We start from the raw sequence: 17,383 nt of genomic DNA, 5'->3' as shown, positions 1-17,383 counted from the left end.
GCATGCAAACCGTTGAACGGATTAATCAGCTTTCCCTTACTAAAGAAGAGATGTTGCAGGACTATCGCATTGCGTGCGAGAGTCGGCAGGCCAGTTTAACCGGCCGGAAAGAAGTGTTCATGGGTAAAGCCAAATTCGGAATTTTCGGCGACGGAAAGGAAGTGGCGCAATTGGCCATGGCCCGTTTTTTCCGCCCCGGCGATTTCCGCTCAGGGTACTATAGGGACCAGACGTTCATGTTCGCTATCGGCGAACTGACCGTTCAGCAGTTCTTCGCGCAGCTTTATGCCCATACAGACGTAGAGCAGGAGCCTTCCACCGCGGGTAGGAGCATGACGGGCCACTTCGGCACCCGCCTTTTGGACGACGAAGGCAAATGGAAACCGCAGACTACCTCCAAGAACTCCTCGGCTGACATCTCGCCAACAGGAGCACAGATGCCTCGCCTTTTAGGATTAGCCTACGCTTCTAAGTTATACAGACAAAACCCGGAACTGCACCAGTTCACAGATTTCTCCAACAACGGAGACGAGATCGCCTTCGGGACTATCGGGAATGCCTCTACTTCTGAGGGGGTTTTCTTTGAGGCCATCAACGCGGCCGGCGTTCTGCAGGTACCCATGCTGGTATCGGTGTGGGATGACGGTTACGGCATCTCGGTGCCTGCCCATTACCAAACAACTAAAAGCAGCATCTCTGAGATTCTGGCCGGCTTCCAGCGTGAGGCCCCAGGTGAGCAGGGATTTGAGTTATTCAAGGTGAAAGGCTGGGATTACGCCGCCCTTTGCGAGGTGTACCAGCAGGCCACCCAGGTTTGCCGTGAGCAGCACGTGCCCGTGCTCATCCACGTGGAAGAGGTAACGCAACCGCAGGGTCACTCCACCTCAGGCTCGCATGAGCGCTACAAATCAAAGGAGCGCCTGGCCTGGGAAGAGGAGTATGACTGTATCAAGCAGATGCGCAACTGGCTTATCACCAGCGGCTACGCTGAACATGCTGAACTGAACCAGATTGAGGCTGAGGCCAAGGAAGCGGTGCGCGTAGCCCGGGCTGCCGCCTGGAGTTCCTTCAACGCCGGCATTCAGGAAGACCATAACCAATGCCTGCACTTGCTGGAGCAGCTTTCTGGCAGTATTTCAGAAAACGCCTCAGAAATAGCTTCCATCCGCGAGGAACTGGCCAAAACCATCAACCCACTAAGATCTGATGCTATTAAGGCTGCCCGTAAAGCCCTTCGCTTTGTGCGCAAGGAAAGAGGCATTGCCAAGCGCGACTTGGTGAAATGGCTGGAAACTGTGCAGGGAGAGAACGCAGAGCGCTACAATTCTTACCTCTACAGCCAATCAGACGAGTCTGCTTTGCTGGTGGAGGAGATCAAACCTGAATATACCGAGAACAGCCCGATAGTTGACGGTCGGGAGGTACTGCAAGCCTGCTTTGACGCCGCACTGGCCCGTGAGCCCCGCTTGTTCGCCATCGGGGAGGATGTAGGAAAGATCGGGGACGTAAACCAGGCCTTTGCCGGTTTGCAGGACAAATACGGCGAACTGCGGGTGACGGATACCGGTATTCGGGAGTGTACCATCGCTGGACAAGGCATTGGCGCTGCTCTAAGAGGACTTCGCCCCATCACCGAGATCCAATACTTGGATTACCTATTGTATGCCATCCAGATCCTGAGCGATGACGTGGCTAGCTTGCAGTACCGCACCAAAGGCGGCCAGAAAGCCCCTATGATTGTGCGTACCCGCGGCCACCGCCTGGAAGGTGTTTGGCATTCTGGCTCGCCCATGGGGATGATTCTGAATAGCTTGCGCGGCATGCACGTGCTGGTGCCCCGTAACATGACCCAGGCCGCTGGTTTCTACAACCTGTTGCTCAAGTCTGATGAGCCGGCGCTAGTAGTAGAGTGCCTGAACGGTTACCGCCTGAAAGAACGTATTCCTGCGAACATAGGGGAGTTTACCGTGCCGCTGGGTATGCCAGAGGTTCTTAGAAAAGGTACCAATATCACCATTGTGACCTACGGTTCTATGTGCCGGGTAGTAATGGAGGCCGCAGAGCAACTGCAGACCGTGGGCATCTCCGCTGAGGTGATTGACGTGCAAACCTTGCTGCCTTTTGACCTGGATCATCTGATTACCGACTCCATCCGGAAGACCAGCCGCGTTCTGTTCACCGATGAGGACGTATCTGGAGGGGCTACTGGCTTTATGATGCAAAAGGTGATTGATGAGCAGGAGGCCTGGCGCTGGCTGGATTCTAAACCGGCTACGCTGTCGGCGCAGGATCACCGGCCATCATACTCTACAGACGGAGACTACTTCTCCAAGCCAAGCGCCGAGGATGTGTTTGAGCAGGTATACGCCATCATGAACGAAGCAGATCCCGAGAGCTATCCATCCCTTTACTAGCGTGGATTTCCTATAAAAGCCAGCGGCCTGCTTCTCATAAGCAGGCCGCTGGCTTTTAATATGTCTTGTATGGGTTTATTGAGGCTTTGAAAACAGAACCACATCTGAGGTGGTTACGGTAGGGCTTTCATGCAGGGCCCGGTCAAATACCTTTACATCAAACCTGATGGTGTCACCAGGTTGCAATGGGCTTAACCGGCTTTGAAAAATATTAATGCTATAGCGGATGTCGCCTTCCAACGGCTCTTCTCGGTCCTCAGTGGAAACTCTGGGAAACCTACCGTTGTAATTGATAGGGCTGCCATTCACCATTACCCGCTCATAATTCCCGTTTACCTTCTTATAGATGTTGCAGATCATGTTGTAAAAATGTTCGCCACCAGAGTTAAATGGAGGCTGAATATCTTCGGGATACAAGGTCTCAGATAATCCTAGATCTCCGTCGCCGTCCTGAAACCGAACCACCAGAATAAGGGAATCATAGGTGACGTTGCTGGCGTTGCGCAGGGTGCGCTGCTCAATTCCTCTGAAGGTAAGGTTAGGGGTCATATCAAAATCCGGCTTTTCATAGCAGGAGGTTAACCCCAGAGAACCAAGTACAAAGGCCAGGCCTAAGAAGAGTCTATGTCTTTTCATAGTAAAATTATGAGCACCTAAGGTACAAATCCTAACGCGCACTTGCTTACTTTGTTGTATAATTTAGCTTTCTCACCCATGGGTTTTCCCGAAGAATACAAAAAAGAGATCATCCAGAAAGTTCCCCTGAATTTTGAGGCTGCTGCCTTGGCTTTGTTTCAATACCAGGCGGAGCATAACCCCGTTTACCGGCAGTATATCCATTTTCTCAGGAAAGACCCAAACCAGGTAAAGGAACTGAGCCAGATACCCTTTTTGCCCATTGAGTTCTTCAAGACCCATACCGTACAGTCTCACCTATTCAAGCCCGAGGCCATTTTCAAGAGCAGCGGCACCACGCTGCAGCAGCGAAGTCAGCACCTGGTTTTTGACACCGGATTTTACAAGCAGCATGCCCAGCACCTCTTTGAGGAAACCTACGGACCACTAGCCGGCAGTGTGGTTTTGGCCTTGCTTCCCTCTTACCTGGAGCAGGGAGACTCTTCACTGGTGATGATGGTAGATCACTTCATCAAAGCTACCGGCCAGGTAGAACCAGGCTTTTACCTCCGGAACCACCAGGAACTGCGGGAAGCCATAAAGAAAGCCAAGGCCGAAGGCAAGAAAGTGTACCTCTTCGGGGTGACGTATGCGCTGTTGGATTTGGCCGAGGAACCTGGCGCCGAAGAACTGAGCGGTATTACCATATTTGAGACCGGGGGCATGAAAGGCCGCCGCCGCGAGATGGTGCGCGACGAGCTGCACGCGGTACTGACCCAGGCTTTCGGAGTGGAGGCTATTCATTCAGAATACGGCATGACGGAGCTCCTGTCGCAGGCCTATTCTACGGGCGCTGGTATTTTCCAGCCATCGCGTACCCTCCGAATCCTGGTGCGGGACGTGAATGATCCGCTCTCCGTTTCCTCAGGGGCCGGCTCCGGCGGCGTGAATGTGATTGATCTGGCCAACGTAGATTCCTGCGCTTTCATTGAAACCAAAGACCTGGGCAAACTGTACCCGGACGGGTCTTTTGAGATCCTGGGTCGATTCGATAACTCAGACGTAAGGGGTTGTAATCTGCTTGTAAGTTAGCGTCTTATGGCTGTTTTTCTCAAAACAGCTTTAAAACAGAAACACCTCTCAAAAATGAATTGAGAGGTGTTTCTGTTTTAAAGGAAAGACGGTTTTTTACTTCGCGTAAGCGCGGGCGTCTTCCTCGGTGATGGTTTCATCGCTCATGATCACCAGGCGTTCCACCACGTTGCGGAGCTCCCGCACGTTGCCTCGCCAGTCAAGGCCTTGCAGGTAGGTGAGGGCCTCCGGGGTGATTTTCTTGGGTTTGTTGCCGTAGTCGCGGGCCACGTCCTGCAGGAATTTCTCTACCAGATCAGGGATATCTTCGCGGCGCTCATTCAGGGGCGGCACGTGGATCAGGATCACACTCAGGCGGTGGTATAAGTCCTCGCGGAAGTTCTTGGCCTCAATCTCCTCCAACAGGTTTTTGTTTGTGGCTGCTACCACGCGCACATCTACGGTAATGTCCTTGTCGCCGCCTACGCGGGTGATTTTGTGTTCTTGCAAAGCACGGAGCACCTTGGCTTGCGCCGAAAGGCTCATATCCCCGATCTCATCCAGGAACAGCGTGCCGCCGTTGGCCTGCTCAAACTTCCCGATGCGCTGCTTCACCGCCGAGGTGAACGAGCCTTTCTCGTGCCCGAACAACTCACTTTCAATCAACTCACTAGGAATGGCGGCGCAGTTCACTTCCACCAGCGGTCCGTTGGCACGGTTGCTTTGCTCGTGCAGGGAACGGGCCACTAGTTCCTTTCCGGCGCCGTTAGGGCCGGTGATGAGCACGCGGGCATCGGTAGGCGCTACTTTGGCCACCGCCGATTTTACCTTGCCCAAGGCAGGCGAGGCGCCTACCATTTCATAGGTCTTGGAGATTTTTTTCTTAAGAGTTTTGGTCTCGGTCACCAAGGTAGCTTTGTCCAGCGCATTACGCACCGATACCAAGAGGCGGTTCAGATCCGGGGGTTTCACCAGGAAATCATAGGCGCCTTTCTTTGTGGCCTCCACGGCGGTATCAATGGTGCCGTGTGCCGAGATCATGATAAAGGGCGTATCCGGTACCAGGATCTGGGCCCGCTCCAGGACCTCCATACCGTCCAGCTTGGGCATTTTGATGTCGCAGAGCACCACGTCGTATTTGGATTTCTGCAGCATCTCCAATCCGCGCTCGCCGTCTTCGGCTTCGTCTACGGTGTAGTTCTCGTACTCCAGAATCTCTTTCAAGGTGTAGCGGATGCTACGTTCATCATCTATGATCAGAATTTTGGGCATGGGTTATCTTATTTACTGTGCCAACGGCAAAAGCCTGGGGTTTATTTCCGAGGCTTACGCGGGAATAGACTTCTAGGATATTTTAAGCCCGGTTTTCATAAAAGGACGCTAAAACAGAAGCTGAAAATAAAGCTAAAAGTATAAAACTTTGGGCAGTTGCCAAGAATGGGGTTTAGGTTTGCCGGGCTAAATCCAACAATCTGGCAATTCTGGTCTGCGAAGCGGTCATGCTGCCATATTCGGTGGTCAGCGGACTGCCGCCCATGGGTACTTCCTCTCTCCTGAAAGTCATCTTGCTTGGGGCAAACTCCCGCGCTGAAGCGTGGAATTCCGTGACACCTGTTTGCTCCAGAAGTGCTTTGAGGTTGTCCTCGTTGATGCCTCCGCCTGGCAGGACACTCAGGTTTTCACCGGCTTTTTGGCAAAGTGCCGAGATGAGTTCTGCGCCCTCGGGAGCTGTGGGCTGCTGCCCCGATGTCAGCAGCCGGTCTACCTGCAGTTGGAGCAAATCGTCTAAAGCCCTGAAAGGATCCGGTGTGAGGTCAAAGGCCCGATGAAAGGTGACGCTCATGGGGCGGGCAAGGCTTATCAGTTCGCGGGTGCGGACCACATCAATGTTGCCCTCGGGGAGCAGCACGCCCAGAACCACGCCATCTGTGCCCATCTCTTTTGCTATCTGGATGTCATGCCTCATGACTTCAAACTCCAGGTCTGAGTACAGGAAATCGCCCCGGCGCGGCCGGATAAGCACGTGCAAGCCAATGGACAGGTGTTGCCGGCAGATTTGGATCATGCCCGCACTGGGCGTGGTACCGCCCTCCACCAGGTTGTCGCAGAGTTCCACCCGTTGGGCCCCGGCGGCCTGCGCAGTAATAGCCGACTGTACAGAGTCTACGCAAACCTCCATCAATATGGATCTACCCATGGAGGTTACAGTTTGAATTTGGCATCCAGCAATTTGTTGGTGGTGGTATCGCGCACGGCATAGTTGAACCCCCGCTGGATACAGTAACCGCCGTACTCGCCCTGCTTGTTGATGGCGATAAAGCCCACCTGCAGGTCTTTCACGTTTTTCTGCTTCTGGATAATGCGTTCCACAGCCAGGCGGCAGGCTTTCTCTGGGGCGTGGCCCTGGCGCATGAGTTCCACCACCAAATGGCTGCCTACCATCCTGATCACGGCCTCGCCCAGACCGGTAGCGGTGGCGGCGCCTATTTCATTGTCCACGAACAAGCCTGCCCCGATGATAGGGGAGTCGCCTACGCGGCCCCGCATTTTGAAGGCAGCGCCGCTGGTGGTACAGGCTCCGGCCAGGTCTCCATGCGAGTCTAAAGCCAGCAACCCGATGGTGTCATGGTTCTCTATGTTGATGACCGGCTTGTACTTTGATTCTTTAAGCCAGTTTTTCCAGTCTTTCTCAGACTCTGCCGTGAGCAGGTTCTCTTTCTGGAATCCTTGGGACAAGGCAAACTGCAGGGCACCATCGCCCACCAGCATCACGTGCGGCGTGTTTTCCATAACCTTGCGGGCCACCGAGATGGGGTGCTTGATATGCTGCAGGTAAGCCACCGAGCCGCAGTTGCTGTCTTTGTCCATGATGCAGGCATCAAGGGTCACGTTGCCTTCCCGGTCTGGGTAACCGCCGTAGCCCACGGTGCGCACCTTGGGGTCGCCTTCGGGTACGCGCACGCCGGCTTCCACGGCATCCAGGGCATTGCCGCCTTGGGAGAGGATTTTCCAGGCCGCATCGTTCGCGGGCATGCCGTGGTCCCAGGTGGAGATCACCAACGGCTTGTTTGTTTTGCCCTGCTTTATAGAACCGGAAAAAGCCTTGTGGATAGGGTAGAACCCGCTGACCAGGGCGGTGCCCATAGCGGATAACTTTAAGAAACGGCGTCTGCTGCTCATGGAGTAGTTGGAGTATTAGGTGCTTGGAAGAATTTCAAGGAAAAAGATTACCGGTGTTTAGGGGCTGTTTTTGAAAAAACGGCCCCTAAACGGCATCGGAATACGGATGGCGGAAAGGGAGAGACTCAGGAGGAAAAAACACATCTTAATTATAGGGTCAGCTCACCTTCCAGGACAATCTGCGCCTGGCTGCGCACCTCCAGCGTTTTGCCGTCTTTGATGTTCAGGTGCAGATAGCCGCCTCTGGCCGAGAGCTGAAATGCCCGCAGTTGGGTCTTGTGCAATCGGTCTGACCAGTACTTCGCCAGAACGCTGTGCGCCGAGCCCGTCACCGGATCCTCGTTGATGCCCACCCAGGGCCAGAAACACCGGGAATAGAAATCAAACTCGGGGTCTTCTGACCTGGTAGTCACCGCCAGGCCATTGGCGATGTCTACCACCCTGAGCAGTTGCCCAAAATCAGGCCGAAGCTGGAGCAGGGTTTCTTTGTCGGTCACCTCCAGGATGAGCATCTGGATAGCCTCCGAGAAATAAAGCGGGAGGGTGGACGGAAGGTTTAACGCCTCAAAAACCCCCAGCATGTCAGCCTGTGGTGCATAGCCGTACAGCGGAAACTGCATGAGAATGGAATCTGGCTCCTTCAAAGCCTGAAGTACCAACTGGTGCTGGGTGGTAAATGTCACCTGTTCCAGGCCCAGTTTCTCCAGCACCAGCTTCGCCGAGGCCAGGGTGGCATGTCCGCAGAATGCTATTTCCACGGTGGGTGTGAAGTACCGGATGTCAAAGAACTCAGGCGCATCACGGCGCTGCACCAGGAAAGCGGTCTCAGAGAGGTTCATCTCCGCGGCGATAGCCTGCATGTTTCTTTCCTCCAGAGGCTCGGCCAGGAGGCAAACGCCGGCCGGATTACCTTTGAAGGTCTGGCTCGTGAAAGCGTCTATGATGTAGGTCTTTATTTTCATGGTCCTGCTTCTAAGGTTTGAATCTAATAAAGACTTGCAGGTATAAGAAAGAACCTTCGGAAAAATTTAATCTCAGGCGGTTAAGGTAACGGCTGACAGGCCGCCAATCCATCCCGGATAATCTGCTTGCGTTACTTTTTTTTCCGGCCGATGAAAATCAGGTGGGTGGAAGGGGAGCCGGCAGAGTTCTGGTAGCCTTTCCGGAGCAGATGGACCAGTTCAAAGCCGTTGGCCTGAAGCTTCTCGGTGAGGTAATCTGCGTGGTGGTAATAGACAAACATCCGGTCCTGGCCGCTGGAGGAGGTTTCGTAGCCAGATTTCTCATAATCGCCCTCAATGGCGCTGAGGTACAGGATGCCTTTTCCCTCCAGTAGTTGTGCCGCGTCTTTGATGAGTTTGGCGCAATCTTCCCTGGATAAATAGGGGAGGCAAAAGCCGCAGATGATGCCGGCATAGGCGAGCGGCAAGGTATCTATCTCCCGGGCATCCATGACCTGGAAAGTAGCCGATGGGTTGTTCTCCCGGGCCAGTTGGATCATGTTGGGAGCCGTGTCAATGGCTTCCAGCCGGAAATCGGGCCGTTGGGATAAGAGATAACGCGTGATGTTCCCCGGGCCGCACCCTATTTCCAGAATGCGGGCATTGGCCTTTGGGATCAATCCGCAGAAAAGATCATAGGTGTCATTGTACAGGTCCAGGTCCATGAATTTGTCCTGGTAAGCAGGGGCCAGTTTGTTCCAGGTCTCGAAGTTCACGCGGTAGCTGTCCATGGTTCCAACCTGTTATATGATTCCAGTTTAAGGCTAGTTTGAAAAAAATGGGCGTAAAACGCACCACGCCATCTAGCATCCTTATTTTACAAACAATCTTTCGTCAAAAGGGAACGGCTCAGAATCCAGCAGCTTGATCTGCGGAAACTCAGGGTGGCGGGGGTTGAACAGGTAGTTATGGTCACCGTGGACCACCGCTGACGGAACTTTGATTCCTGCGAATTGCGCTTCCCGCACAAAGGCATCCCCGATGAGCTGGGTGGCATTGGGGTGCGGGAAGGATTTCCAGTCGGGCGGGAGTTGGGAGACGGGTACCTCGCCCAACGCCAAATCATCCGGGACTTCCAGCGTAATAAGCCAGTAATCTGCGGGGACAATGCCCAGGGGCGTGTGTACGGCAATCTCGGTGGTGCAGAGCGCGCGCGACTCGCAGGTATAGAGCAGGGCGGTGCCTTTGCTGTTCCAGCGCCCGCCCGCCAACTCGGCCCCGCGGCCCGAGAGATCGTTCCTGTAAAGACCTTTGCTCAGCCTGAAAACAATCATGCCAGCACGCCGTGTTCAATGCGCGTGAGCTCGTCTTTGAGCAAACTGATCCCGAAGGTGGTATCCAGCAGGCTTTTGGGGGTGATGCCGCCCAGGGCCACGTTCTTCGCCTCCAGCCAGGCATTGAAATTTTCGGGGTTCCCGAACACTTCTATGCCGCGTTTGTAGAGCAAGGTCACCTCCAGGATTTTCTCGGAGTGGATGGGATCGAAGGTTTTCTTTTCCTTTTTGTACCGCTGGATGGTGCGCTCAGACAAGTGCAGAAACACCGACCACTCACTCAGGTTGAACGGACTCTGGCTCGCAATCTTCACGAACAGCGGGTATTTGATGCCCTGGCGCACCGTCTGCACCAGCATCAGGATGTCGCGGTCATCTACCGAGGTGTTGGAAAGGTTGGTTTCAAGGTTGAGGGTTGCTGCGGCCATGGTCATACGCGTTTAATCAAAGGTAACAATTGTCATTTAATTAACGACACTTGTCGGGGAATAGTTTACACGTTCATCTTCTGTTTATAAAGGAGCAGAAATTTAGCAGAAGCAGGCCTTAAGAATCAGGTACTTCATAGACCTGAACAGAAGCTAAGAAGCCAGGTGCGTTTTAGGACTGATTTTCAAAAGATGGCCAATAAACAGGAACCTAGAGGTTTTGGAGCGACAATCCTTTGTTAGAAACGCCCTTTAGTTGCAGCTTCCGTTTAAAGTGGCTATCCTTATCCCTTGCTTTTACCCACGCTTACATGATCCGGAAGAAACCCCTCTACAAAAGCCTCTATTTACAGGTTATCAGCGCTATTATAATTGGAATTGCCCTGGGGCATTTTATGCCGGATCTGGCGGTGCAGCTCAAACCGCTGGGCGATGCCTTTATCAAGCTGGTGAAAATGATGATCGGGCCGGTGGTGTTCTGTACCATTGTCACGGGTATTGCCGGTATGCAGGACATGAAACAGGTTGGCAGGGTAGGCGTGAAGGCGCTGCTGTACTTTGAGGTACTCACCACGGTGGCGTTGCTGTTGGGGCTGTTGGTGGTGAATGTGCTGCAGCCGGGCACCGGCATGCACGTAGACGCTGCCACCTTGGATACCGAGGCGCTTTCTGCCATGACCAGTGCCGGCGAGAAGGCGGAGACCACCGGCGCCGTAGGTTTCCTGCTGCACCTTATCCCCAACAACATCATAGATGCCCTGGCCAAAGGCGATTTGCTGCAGATCCTGTTTTTCTCGGTGCTGTTCGGGTTTGGCTTGTCCAAGGTGGGGGAGCGGGGCCGGCCGGTGTACAACGGGATTCAGTCGCTGGCCTCGGCGCTGTTCGTCGTCATCCACATCATCATGAAAGTAGCGCCTTTGGGTGCGTTGGGGGCTATGGCGTACACCATTGGCAAATACGGGTTGGCTTCTCTGGGTGCGTTGGGGCAGCTGATGGGCTCTTTCTACCTCACCTGCGTGCTCTTTATTGTGATTGTACTGGGCGCAGTGATGAAGGCGATAGGCTTCAATATCTTCAAACTGCTCCGTTTTATAAGAGAAGAGCTTCTGATTGTGCTGGGCACGTCTTCTTCTGAGGCGGCGCTGCCGAGCCTCATTGAGAAACTGGAGCGCCTGGGTTGCGCCAAACCGGTGGTGGGCCTGGTGGTGCCCACCGGCTATTCCTTCAATCTGGACGGGACTTCCATCTATCTTACCATGGCCGCTGTGTTCGTGGCGCAAGCCACCGATACGCCCATGGGCTTCAGCGAGCAACTGACTTTACTTTTGGTGTTGTTGCTCACCTCCAAAGGAGCGGCCGGGGTCACGGGCAGCGGATTTATCACGCTGGCGGCCACCTTGCCGGCAGTAGGGCATGTGCCGGTGGCCGGGCTGGCGCTCATCCTGGGTATTGACCGGTTCATGAGTGAGGCCCGCGCGCTCACCAACCTCATCGGCAATGCCGTGGCTACCATCTTCGTGGCTAGATGGGAAAAGGAGATAGACGTGATACAGGCCAAAAAGCTGATCGGATAAAATGTTTCGGGGCTGTTTTTAAGAAAACAGCCCCGAAACGCTAAACCTCCTCGGGGTGGTAGATGATCTTGTCGCGGTGCTTCATGCCCCAGTCGCGCAGTTCGTTGATAACAGGGGTAAGGCTGTGGCCGTATTCGGTGATAGAGTATTCCACGGTTACTGGGGAGGTGTCATGCACGGTACGTTTCACCAGTTTGTTCATTTCCAGCTCTTTCAGTTCTTTGGAGAGCATCTTGGCGGTGATGCCCTGCACATCGCGGTGCAGTTCTTTGAAGCGTCTTTTATGTACGCAGAGGGCCACAATAATCGGAATCTTCCATTTCCCGCTTAAAATATCCAGCGCATCTCTGATGGGCAGGATGTGGGTGATGCACAGATTGCGATCTTGCTTGATGACGGGTTTTTCGATAACTGCTTCCATATGAGTATGATTTCTACGGGTATACTAGTATACAAACGTAAACCAGTATCTATTTGAAACCAAATGTACGTAAATTTGTTTATACAACTATCGTAGAGACAATTATTTTAACAAACTCCATAAAAATGAACTTACTTCAGGACCTCAACTGGCGCTATGCCACCAAACGGATGACGGGCGAGAAAATTCCCCAGGAGAAATTAGATAACATTCTGGAAGCCATCCGGCTTTCTGCTTCTTCCATGGGCTTCCAGCCTTACAACGTGGTGGTGATTGAAGACCCAGAGGTTTTAAAACAGATCCACGCCGAGGCGGCCAAACAGCCGCAGGTAATTGAAGGCTCGCACTTACTGGTGTTTGCCGCCTGGGATAACCTAACGGAAGAGCAGGTGACCGAATACATGGAAAGAATTGCCGCCGAAAGAGGCGTAAGCCTTGAGTCACTGGCTGGTTTTGCCCAAAGCCTTACCGGAGTAATTACAAGCAGAACCGCTGAGGAGAACTTCCAGTGGGCGGCCAAACAGGCGTACATCGCCTTGGGTACCGGCCTGGTAGCCGCCTCCCACGAGAAAGTAGACTCCACCCCGATGGAAGGATTCAACCCGGCTGCCCTGGACGAGCTGCTGGGCCTGCGCGAGAAAGGCCTGCGTAGCGTAGCCTTACTTGCCTTAGGCTACCGCGATGCCGAGAAAGATTTTCTGGCCTCGGCGAAGAAAGTGCGCCGCCCCGCAGATGAATTTTTCCTTACAGTAGCGTAACCAATCCCTTCTAAAGGAGAATAAATAGATAGAACCCGCTGCCTGGCCAGATTACCGGTCTCAGCGGGTTTCTTTTTTACCGCGTATTTACCTTTCTTTTATTAAAACGATGAAAAAACGCACCTTAGGAAAATCAAGGCTGGAAGTGGCCCCGCTGGCCTTCGGCGGAAACGTCTTCGGCTGGACCATTGACGAGAAAACGTCTTTCCAACTGCTGGATGCCTTCACCGATTCCGGTTTCAACCTCCTTGACACCGCAGATGGCTATTCGGTCTGGGTTCCCGGCAACACCGGCGGAGAGTCTGAAACCATCATCGGGAACTGGCTTAAGTCCCGTGGCAACCGCGACAAAGTAGTCATCGCCACCAAAGTAGGCTGGGAGATTGCCCCAGACAAAAAAGGCCTCAAAAAGGAGTACATCTTTGAGCGGGTAGAAGAGTCCCTGCGCCGCCTCCAAACCGATTACATTGACCTGTACCAGTCGCACGTAGACGATGCCAGCACCCCGTTTGAGGAAACCCTGGAAGCCTATGACCGGCTCATCAAAGCCGGTAAGATTCGGGCCATCGGGGCCTCCAACATCAAAGCCGACCGTTTGAAAGCCGCCCTGGAAACGAGCAAGCAGCACAACCTGCCCATCTACCAAAGTCTTCAACCAGAGTACAACCTCTACAGCCGCCAGGAGTTTGAAGCCGAGTTGGAGCCCTTAGTACTGCAGGAGGAAATTGGGGTGATCTGCTACTATGCCCTGGCCAGCGGGTTCCTCACCGGCAAGTACCGTTCCGAGGATGACCTGAACAAAAGCCCCCGCGGCGGCGGCGTGAAGCGGTTCCTCAACGACCGGGGTTTCAGCATCCTTTCCGCCCTAGATGAAGTAGCTGCCAGACACAACGCCAACCCGGCACAAGTGTCCCTCGCCTGGCTCATGGCCCGCCCCAGTATCACCGCGCCCATTGCCAGCGCTACCAGCCTGGAGCAATTGCATGATTTAACCAGAGCCGCACAGATCACTTTAAGTCAAGAGGATATCGCTTTACTAGATAAGGCCAGCGCTTATTGATCTGGCCATTTATGCTAAATGATGATTCTAAAAGAGCCGCTTCCTGTTTTAAGGCCGTTTTTCAGAAAACGGCCTTAAAACAGGAAGTGGCTCTTTCATGGAAAGGGCTAACAAACCTGAAAACATTCTTGAAAAAAGAACCACCCCCGCCCTCAGAGTAGGGGGGCGGTATCTCCTCGCTGGCGCGAGCCTCCGGCTCGTGTCCGCACGCATTATAGATAGTAGTTTATCCTTCATCCATTCGGTAAGCAGCAAAAGAAGCACGAGACGGAGGCTCGCGCCAGTGAGTGGTGGGTAGGTTTTGCCTCAAGACGCAGCAACGTCCGGAGGTCATGCGAGTGTCTATGCCGATGCCAGATAGGAAGCAGGAGCATCTCTTGTAGGGCCTGTACAGGGAACCACCATTTTTTGGGGAGGAAATGTGGGTGGCAAGGCGGGCCTGGTATTTACAGTTATTAAACCGAATGGAAACCTAAAACCCCCAGGTATACACTTCCGCCTTCGGCGTGGTCAAAAAAGAAATTGCCGGTGGGAAAGATGATTTGGGTTCTAGGAAAGCATACCACTTGATTTTAAAGGTGGCAAAACCTGTTTTAGGCACATTTTTCCAAAAACGGCCCCAAAACAGCCTACAGCCTCAATCCAGAAATGTCTGCCTCGGGATAAACAAATCATCCAGGTTCACCAGCGCGTGCAGAATTGGGTGCAGTTCATCGCGCTGCAGTTGGAACATGTCCCGGATGCTCAGGAATTTCACTTCTTCCAGCAGCTGGGCATGTGGCTCATGCTCCGGGTCAGTGCCCAACGCCAAAGTGCCGCTGACTAATCTTACCTCAAAGAAAAGCTCAATAGCGTGGAGCGGAGGCCGCAAAAACTCATTCAGGTAGAGAAACCGGCCTACTTCCACCTCCAACCCGGTTTCTTCCAGAAACTCCCGCCGGAGGCAATCTTTCACCTTTTCCCCGAAATCAAGCCCGCCGCCGGGGGGCATCCAGTAATTGCCTTCTCCGAAGGCGGCTTTGTGACGTGCTAAAAGTAAGGTATCTTCCTGGACCAGAAGTCCGCATACTCTGATTCTGGCTTTAGACGAGTAAGTTTCCGCAAGCGGATGAATGTTCTCCATAGGTTGTAGGGCAGGCCACCAGGCAGTACTTTTGCCCGATGTTAAAGACGTTCAATCCTGATTTCTCAAATACGGTAAAAGAAAAACTTCAGCGGCAATTTTACATGCATTTGCTGGGTTTTGAAATAGAAACGATAGAAATAGGCCTAATTGAAGGCACCCTGACCCTGGAGGAGAAGCATAAACAGCACAAAGGCTTCGCCCACGGCGGCGTCATTGCCACGCTGGCGGATGTGGTGATGGGTTTTGCGGCCGTGACCTTGGTGCCCGCAGACCAGCACGTGGTTACCTCTAACTTGAACATTTCTTATCTGAATCCCGGCGTGGGAGAGGCGCTTTTTGCCAAGGGTTGGGTCTTAAAACAGGGCAGAAGGTTGAACTTTTGTGAGGCAGAAATCTTTAGTATAGATGGCAGTGGCCAGAAAAACCAGGTCGCGAAAGCCTCGGCAACCATGGCTATCTTACAGCCTCAGGCCGCAACCCTCCAGAACTAAACATGACTCCCGCAGAAGCGCTCCGCAAGAATTTCCCGTTTGAACCCACCCAAGACCAGGCCAACCTTTTCCAGAAGCTGGACCATTTCATCATGCGCCGCACCGGCCTTAAGGAAGTGTTCCTGCTGAAGGGTTTCGCAGGTACCGGTAAAACCACGGTGGTGAGTTCTTTGGTGAAAATCCTCAACAGTTTCGGGTACAAGTATGTGCTGCTGGCGCCAACGGGCCGCGCCGCCAAGGTCATGTCCACCTATTCGGCAAAGCCGGCGTCTACCATCCACAAGAAGATCTACAAACAGACGGCCAACCCGTACTCAGAGGGCCTGGCTTTTTCTCGCCAGCCCAACAAGAGCGAGCAGGTCATCTACATCGTGGATGAGGCCTCCATGATCTCAGATGACAAAGCCTTCGGGGATAACGGGCTGTTGCAGGACCTGATGGGCTACGTGTTTGAGAAACCCAGCAACAAACTGCTGCTCATCGGCGATACGGCCCAGTTGCCGCCCGTGAACCAAGCCATCAGCCCGTCGCTGGATGCGGCGTACCTACAGAGCAATTTCAAGTGCCACGTACACGAGATGGAGATGCGCCAGGTCATGCGCCAGGCCGAGGAATCCGGGATTTTGATGAACGCCACTCGATTGCGGAATGAATTGGTCAAAGAGCAGCCCGAGCTGGCTTTCAGAACGAAAGGCTACCGCGATATTTTCTCCATGCGCGGCGACAAGCTGGAAGACGGCCTGCGGTACGCCTACGATAAGTTCGGGATTGACAACACCACGGTGATCTGCCGGTCAAACAAAACCGCGAACCTGTACAACCAGCATATCCGGCGGCAGATCTTCTTTGCCGAGGACGAGATTGGTGTGGGCGATTACCTCATGATCGTGCGCAACAATTACACCTGGCTGCCCAAAGACTCCAGCATCGGGTTCATGGCCAATGGTGACTTCGTGGAGATTACTAAGATAATTCGCTACGAGGAAATGTATGGCATGCGCTTCGCAGATGTAAGAATCCGCTTTGTGGATTACCCCAACGAGGAGGAATTAGACACCAAGATCATGCTGGACACCCTGTACACTGAGGCCCCGGCTCTGCCCGCCGACAAGAACAAGGCGCTCTATCAGCAGGTGCTGGAAGATTACCAGCACATCACCAGCAAACGCGCCCGCGCCCAGGAAATGCGCCAGGACAAGTACCTGAACGCCCTTCAGGTGAAGTTTGCCTACGCGCTTACCTGCCATAAAGCGCAGGGCGGGCAGTGGCAGGCAGTGTTCGTGGACCACGGTTTCCTGAAAGAGGATCTGGTGACCCAGGAGTTCGCGCGTTGGCTGTACACTGCCGCCACCCGGGCCTCTGAGCAGCTGTTCCTGGTGAACTTCAATGAGAAACTGCTGGAGAATGCGCCAGAACGTGTAGAAGAATGATTACTTTAGCAGTATAAACCTGCTAATACTTAACAGCAATCGATATGAAAAAACTCTTGATTGGCGCTTTGTTCCTGCTTTTTGGTAGCGGCGCGGCCATGGCCCAGACTAACTCAACGACCCAGGCCGCTGCGGTTCCGGTCACACCTATCGCTGCGCCGGCCCCTGCACCCGTAGGTCCGTCCATCCTTTTTGAGGAGCAGAAGTTCGACTTCGGGGTGATCAAAGCCGGCGACGTGGTAGAGCACACCTTCAAGTTCACCAACAACGGTACCTTGCCTTTAATCATTTCCAATGTGCGCACTACCTGCGGCTGCACCGCCACAGATTATCCTAAAACTCCGGTAATGCCCGGCGAGACCGCATCCATCACAGCCAAGTTCAACAGCGCTGGCAAACGCGGTCAGCAAAATAAGGTTATCACCGTAGAGTCAAACGCCGTGCAAGGCAACGCCCAGGTTATGATTGTAACCACCATTGCGGCAGCTACTTCCAACTAAGTTTTCTGCCTGATTTTCTGAATAGGCATAAAAAACGCCT

Annotated in this window: 18 protein-coding genes; 8 read left to right on the top strand and 10 right to left on the bottom strand. The window is 53.5% G+C overall.

Annotated features, from left to right (window positions below; all coding sequences use genetic code 11):
* Nucleotides 1-2 precede the first annotated feature (2 nt).
* A complete protein-coding gene (locus J3P35_RS13450; protein WP_210465096.1) occupies nt 3-2,414 on the top strand; it encodes an alpha-ketoacid dehydrogenase subunit alpha/beta in 2,412 nt (803 codons plus the stop codon).
* A gap of 75 nt (nt 2,415-2,489) precedes the next feature.
* Here J3P35_RS13450 and J3P35_RS13445 read toward each other — a convergent pair whose 3' ends face one another.
* The gene (locus J3P35_RS13445; protein ID WP_210465095.1) at nt 2,490-2,963 is read right to left on the bottom strand and encodes a hypothetical protein; all 474 of its coding nucleotides are present in this window, start codon (nt 2,961-2,963) and stop codon (nt 2,490-2,492) included.
* 165 nt (nt 2,964-3,128) lie between these two features.
* Here J3P35_RS13445 and J3P35_RS13440 point away from each other — a divergent pair, with 165 nt between their 5' ends.
* Nucleotides 3,129-4,121, top strand: a complete 993-nt coding sequence (locus tag J3P35_RS13440) for an acyl-CoA synthetase family protein (RefSeq protein WP_210465094.1) — start codon at nt 3,129-3,131, stop codon at nt 4,119-4,121.
* Nucleotides 4,122-4,217: 96 nt separating this feature from the next.
* On the opposite strand, the gene J3P35_RS13435 is transcribed toward J3P35_RS13440, so the two are convergent.
* The 7 genes from J3P35_RS13435 to parS all read right to left on the bottom strand — a co-directional run bounded on the left by J3P35_RS13435 (nt 4,218) and on the right by parS (nt 9,983).
* A complete protein-coding gene (locus J3P35_RS13435; RefSeq protein ID WP_210465093.1) occupies nt 4,218-5,372 on the bottom strand; it encodes a sigma-54-dependent transcriptional regulator in 1,155 nt (384 codons plus the stop codon).
* A 172-nt stretch (nt 5,373-5,544) separates the two neighbouring features.
* Nucleotides 5,545-6,297, bottom strand: coding sequence for a copper homeostasis protein CutC (locus J3P35_RS13430; RefSeq protein WP_210465092.1), 753 nt, complete (start codon nt 6,295-6,297; stop codon nt 5,545-5,547).
* A 5-nt stretch (nt 6,298-6,302) separates the two neighbouring features.
* The gene (locus J3P35_RS13425) at nt 6,303-7,280 is read right to left on the bottom strand and encodes a N(4)-(beta-N-acetylglucosaminyl)-L-asparaginase (protein ID WP_210465091.1); all 978 of its coding nucleotides are present in this window, start codon (nt 7,278-7,280) and stop codon (nt 6,303-6,305) included.
* Between the two features lie 149 nt (nt 7,281-7,429).
* A complete protein-coding gene (locus J3P35_RS13420; RefSeq protein ID WP_210465090.1) occupies nt 7,430-8,242 on the bottom strand; it encodes a PhzF family phenazine biosynthesis protein in 813 nt (270 codons plus the stop codon).
* Between the two features lie 131 nt (nt 8,243-8,373).
* A complete protein-coding gene (locus J3P35_RS13415; RefSeq protein ID WP_210465089.1) occupies nt 8,374-9,012 on the bottom strand; it encodes a class I SAM-dependent methyltransferase in 639 nt (212 codons plus the stop codon).
* Nucleotides 9,013-9,093: 81 nt separating this feature from the next.
* Nucleotides 9,094-9,555: an RES family NAD+ phosphorylase gene (locus tag J3P35_RS13410; RefSeq protein WP_210465088.1), complete on the bottom strand. Its 462-nt coding sequence runs from the start codon at nt 9,553-9,555 to the stop codon at nt 9,094-9,096.
* Nucleotides 9,552-9,983 carry a type II RES/Xre toxin-antitoxin system antitoxin gene (parS, locus tag J3P35_RS13405; RefSeq protein WP_210465087.1) on the bottom strand — a complete coding sequence of 144 codons (432 nt, stop codon included), beginning with the start codon at nt 9,981-9,983 and terminating at the stop codon, nt 9,552-9,554. Before parS ends, J3P35_RS13410 begins: the two co-directional genes overlap by 4 nt.
* A 311-nt stretch (nt 9,984-10,294) precedes the next feature.
* Between parS and J3P35_RS13400 the strand changes: the two genes are divergently transcribed.
* Nucleotides 10,295-11,557, top strand: a complete 1,263-nt coding sequence (locus J3P35_RS13400; protein ID WP_210465086.1) for a dicarboxylate/amino acid:cation symporter — start codon at nt 10,295-10,297, stop codon at nt 11,555-11,557.
* Nucleotides 11,558-11,597: 40 nt separating this feature from the next.
* Here the strand turns inward: J3P35_RS13400 and J3P35_RS13395 are convergent, their stop codons facing one another.
* Nucleotides 11,598-11,978: a winged helix-turn-helix transcriptional regulator gene (locus J3P35_RS13395; protein WP_210465085.1), complete on the bottom strand. Its 381-nt coding sequence runs from the start codon at nt 11,976-11,978 to the stop codon at nt 11,598-11,600.
* A gap of 125 nt (nt 11,979-12,103) precedes the next feature.
* On the opposite strand from J3P35_RS13395, the gene J3P35_RS13390 reads away from it, so the two are divergent.
* Both J3P35_RS13390 and J3P35_RS13385 read left to right on the top strand, forming a co-directional pair.
* A complete protein-coding gene (locus tag J3P35_RS13390) occupies nt 12,104-12,736 on the top strand; it encodes an NAD(P)H-dependent oxidoreductase (protein WP_210465084.1) in 633 nt (210 codons plus the stop codon).
* Nucleotides 12,737-12,845: 109 nt separating this feature from the next.
* Nucleotides 12,846-13,796 (top strand): aldo/keto reductase, encoded by a 951-nt coding sequence (locus J3P35_RS13385; RefSeq protein WP_210465083.1) that lies wholly within the window; start codon nt 12,846-12,848, stop codon nt 13,794-13,796.
* A gap of 637 nt (nt 13,797-14,433) precedes the next feature.
* Here the strand turns inward: J3P35_RS13385 and J3P35_RS13380 are convergent.
* Nucleotides 14,434-14,919, bottom strand: a complete 486-nt coding sequence (locus J3P35_RS13380) for an NUDIX domain-containing protein (protein ID WP_210465082.1) — start codon at nt 14,917-14,919, stop codon at nt 14,434-14,436.
* Between the two features lie 104 nt (nt 14,920-15,023).
* Between J3P35_RS13380 and J3P35_RS13375 the strand changes: the two genes are divergently transcribed.
* Genes J3P35_RS13375 through J3P35_RS13365 form a run of 3 tightly spaced genes read left to right on the top strand, consistent with a single transcriptional unit; the run spans nt 15,024 to nt 17,343 of the window.
* The gene (locus J3P35_RS13375; protein ID WP_317195383.1) at nt 15,024-15,413 is read left to right on the top strand and encodes a PaaI family thioesterase; all 390 of its coding nucleotides are present in this window, start codon (nt 15,024-15,026) and stop codon (nt 15,411-15,413) included.
* A gap of 2 nt (nt 15,414-15,415) precedes the next feature.
* Nucleotides 15,416-16,843 carry an ATP-dependent DNA helicase gene (locus tag J3P35_RS13370; protein ID WP_210465080.1) on the top strand — a complete coding sequence of 476 codons (1,428 nt, stop codon included), beginning with the start codon at nt 15,416-15,418 and terminating at the stop codon, nt 16,841-16,843.
* Between the two features lie 44 nt (nt 16,844-16,887).
* A complete protein-coding gene (locus tag J3P35_RS13365) occupies nt 16,888-17,343 on the top strand; it encodes a DUF1573 domain-containing protein (protein WP_210465079.1) in 456 nt (151 codons plus the stop codon).
* Nucleotides 17,344-17,383: the final 40 nt, after the last annotated feature.

Source organism: Rufibacter roseolus (assembly GCF_017916365.1).
GTDB lineage: Bacteria > Bacteroidota > Bacteroidia > Cytophagales > Hymenobacteraceae > Nibribacter > Nibribacter roseolus.
The sequence above is the reverse complement of the archived record's forward strand: the minus strand, read 5'-3'. Positions and strand labels throughout refer to the sequence as shown.

Excerpts from the sequence above, each read along its gene's own strand:
- J3P35_RS13450 (WP_210465096.1), top strand. The coding sequence starts at position 3 with ATGCAAACCGTTGAACGGATTAATCAGCTTTCCCTTACTAAAGAAGAG.
- J3P35_RS13445 (WP_210465095.1), bottom strand. The coding sequence starts at position 2,963 with ATGACCCCTAACCTTACCTTCAGAGGAATTGAGCAGCGCACCCTGCGC.
- J3P35_RS13440 (WP_210465094.1), top strand. The coding sequence starts at position 3,129 with ATGGGTTTTCCCGAAGAATACAAAAAAGAGATCATCCAGAAAGTTCCC.
- J3P35_RS13435 (WP_210465093.1), bottom strand. The coding sequence starts at position 5,372 with ATGCCCAAAATTCTGATCATAGATGATGAACGTAGCATCCGCTACACC.
- J3P35_RS13430 (WP_210465092.1), bottom strand. The coding sequence starts at position 6,297 with ATGGGTAGATCCATATTGATGGAGGTTTGCGTAGACTCTGTACAGTCG.
- J3P35_RS13425 (WP_210465091.1), bottom strand. The coding sequence starts at position 7,280 with ATGAGCAGCAGACGCCGTTTCTTAAAGTTATCCGCTATGGGCACCGCC.
- J3P35_RS13420 (WP_210465090.1), bottom strand. The coding sequence starts at position 8,242 with ATGAAAATAAAGACCTACATCATAGACGCTTTCACGAGCCAGACCTTC.
- J3P35_RS13415 (WP_210465089.1), bottom strand. The coding sequence starts at position 9,012 with ATGGACAGCTACCGCGTGAACTTCGAGACCTGGAACAAACTGGCCCCT.
- J3P35_RS13410 (WP_210465088.1), bottom strand. The coding sequence starts at position 9,555 with ATGATTGTTTTCAGGCTGAGCAAAGGTCTTTACAGGAACGATCTCTCG.
- parS (WP_210465087.1), bottom strand. The coding sequence starts at position 9,983 with ATGGCCGCAGCAACCCTCAACCTTGAAACCAACCTTTCCAACACCTCG.
- J3P35_RS13400 (WP_210465086.1), top strand. The coding sequence starts at position 10,295 with ATGATCCGGAAGAAACCCCTCTACAAAAGCCTCTATTTACAGGTTATC.
- J3P35_RS13395 (WP_210465085.1), bottom strand. The coding sequence starts at position 11,978 with ATGGAAGCAGTTATCGAAAAACCCGTCATCAAGCAAGATCGCAATCTG.
- J3P35_RS13390 (WP_210465084.1), top strand. The coding sequence starts at position 12,104 with ATGAACTTACTTCAGGACCTCAACTGGCGCTATGCCACCAAACGGATG.
- J3P35_RS13385 (WP_210465083.1), top strand. The coding sequence starts at position 12,846 with ATGAAAAAACGCACCTTAGGAAAATCAAGGCTGGAAGTGGCCCCGCTG.
- J3P35_RS13380 (WP_210465082.1), bottom strand. The coding sequence starts at position 14,919 with ATGGAGAACATTCATCCGCTTGCGGAAACTTACTCGTCTAAAGCCAGA.
- J3P35_RS13375 (WP_317195383.1), top strand. The coding sequence starts at position 15,024 with ATGCATTTGCTGGGTTTTGAAATAGAAACGATAGAAATAGGCCTAATT.
- J3P35_RS13370 (WP_210465080.1), top strand. The coding sequence starts at position 15,416 with ATGACTCCCGCAGAAGCGCTCCGCAAGAATTTCCCGTTTGAACCCACC.
- J3P35_RS13365 (WP_210465079.1), top strand. The coding sequence starts at position 16,888 with ATGAAAAAACTCTTGATTGGCGCTTTGTTCCTGCTTTTTGGTAGCGGC.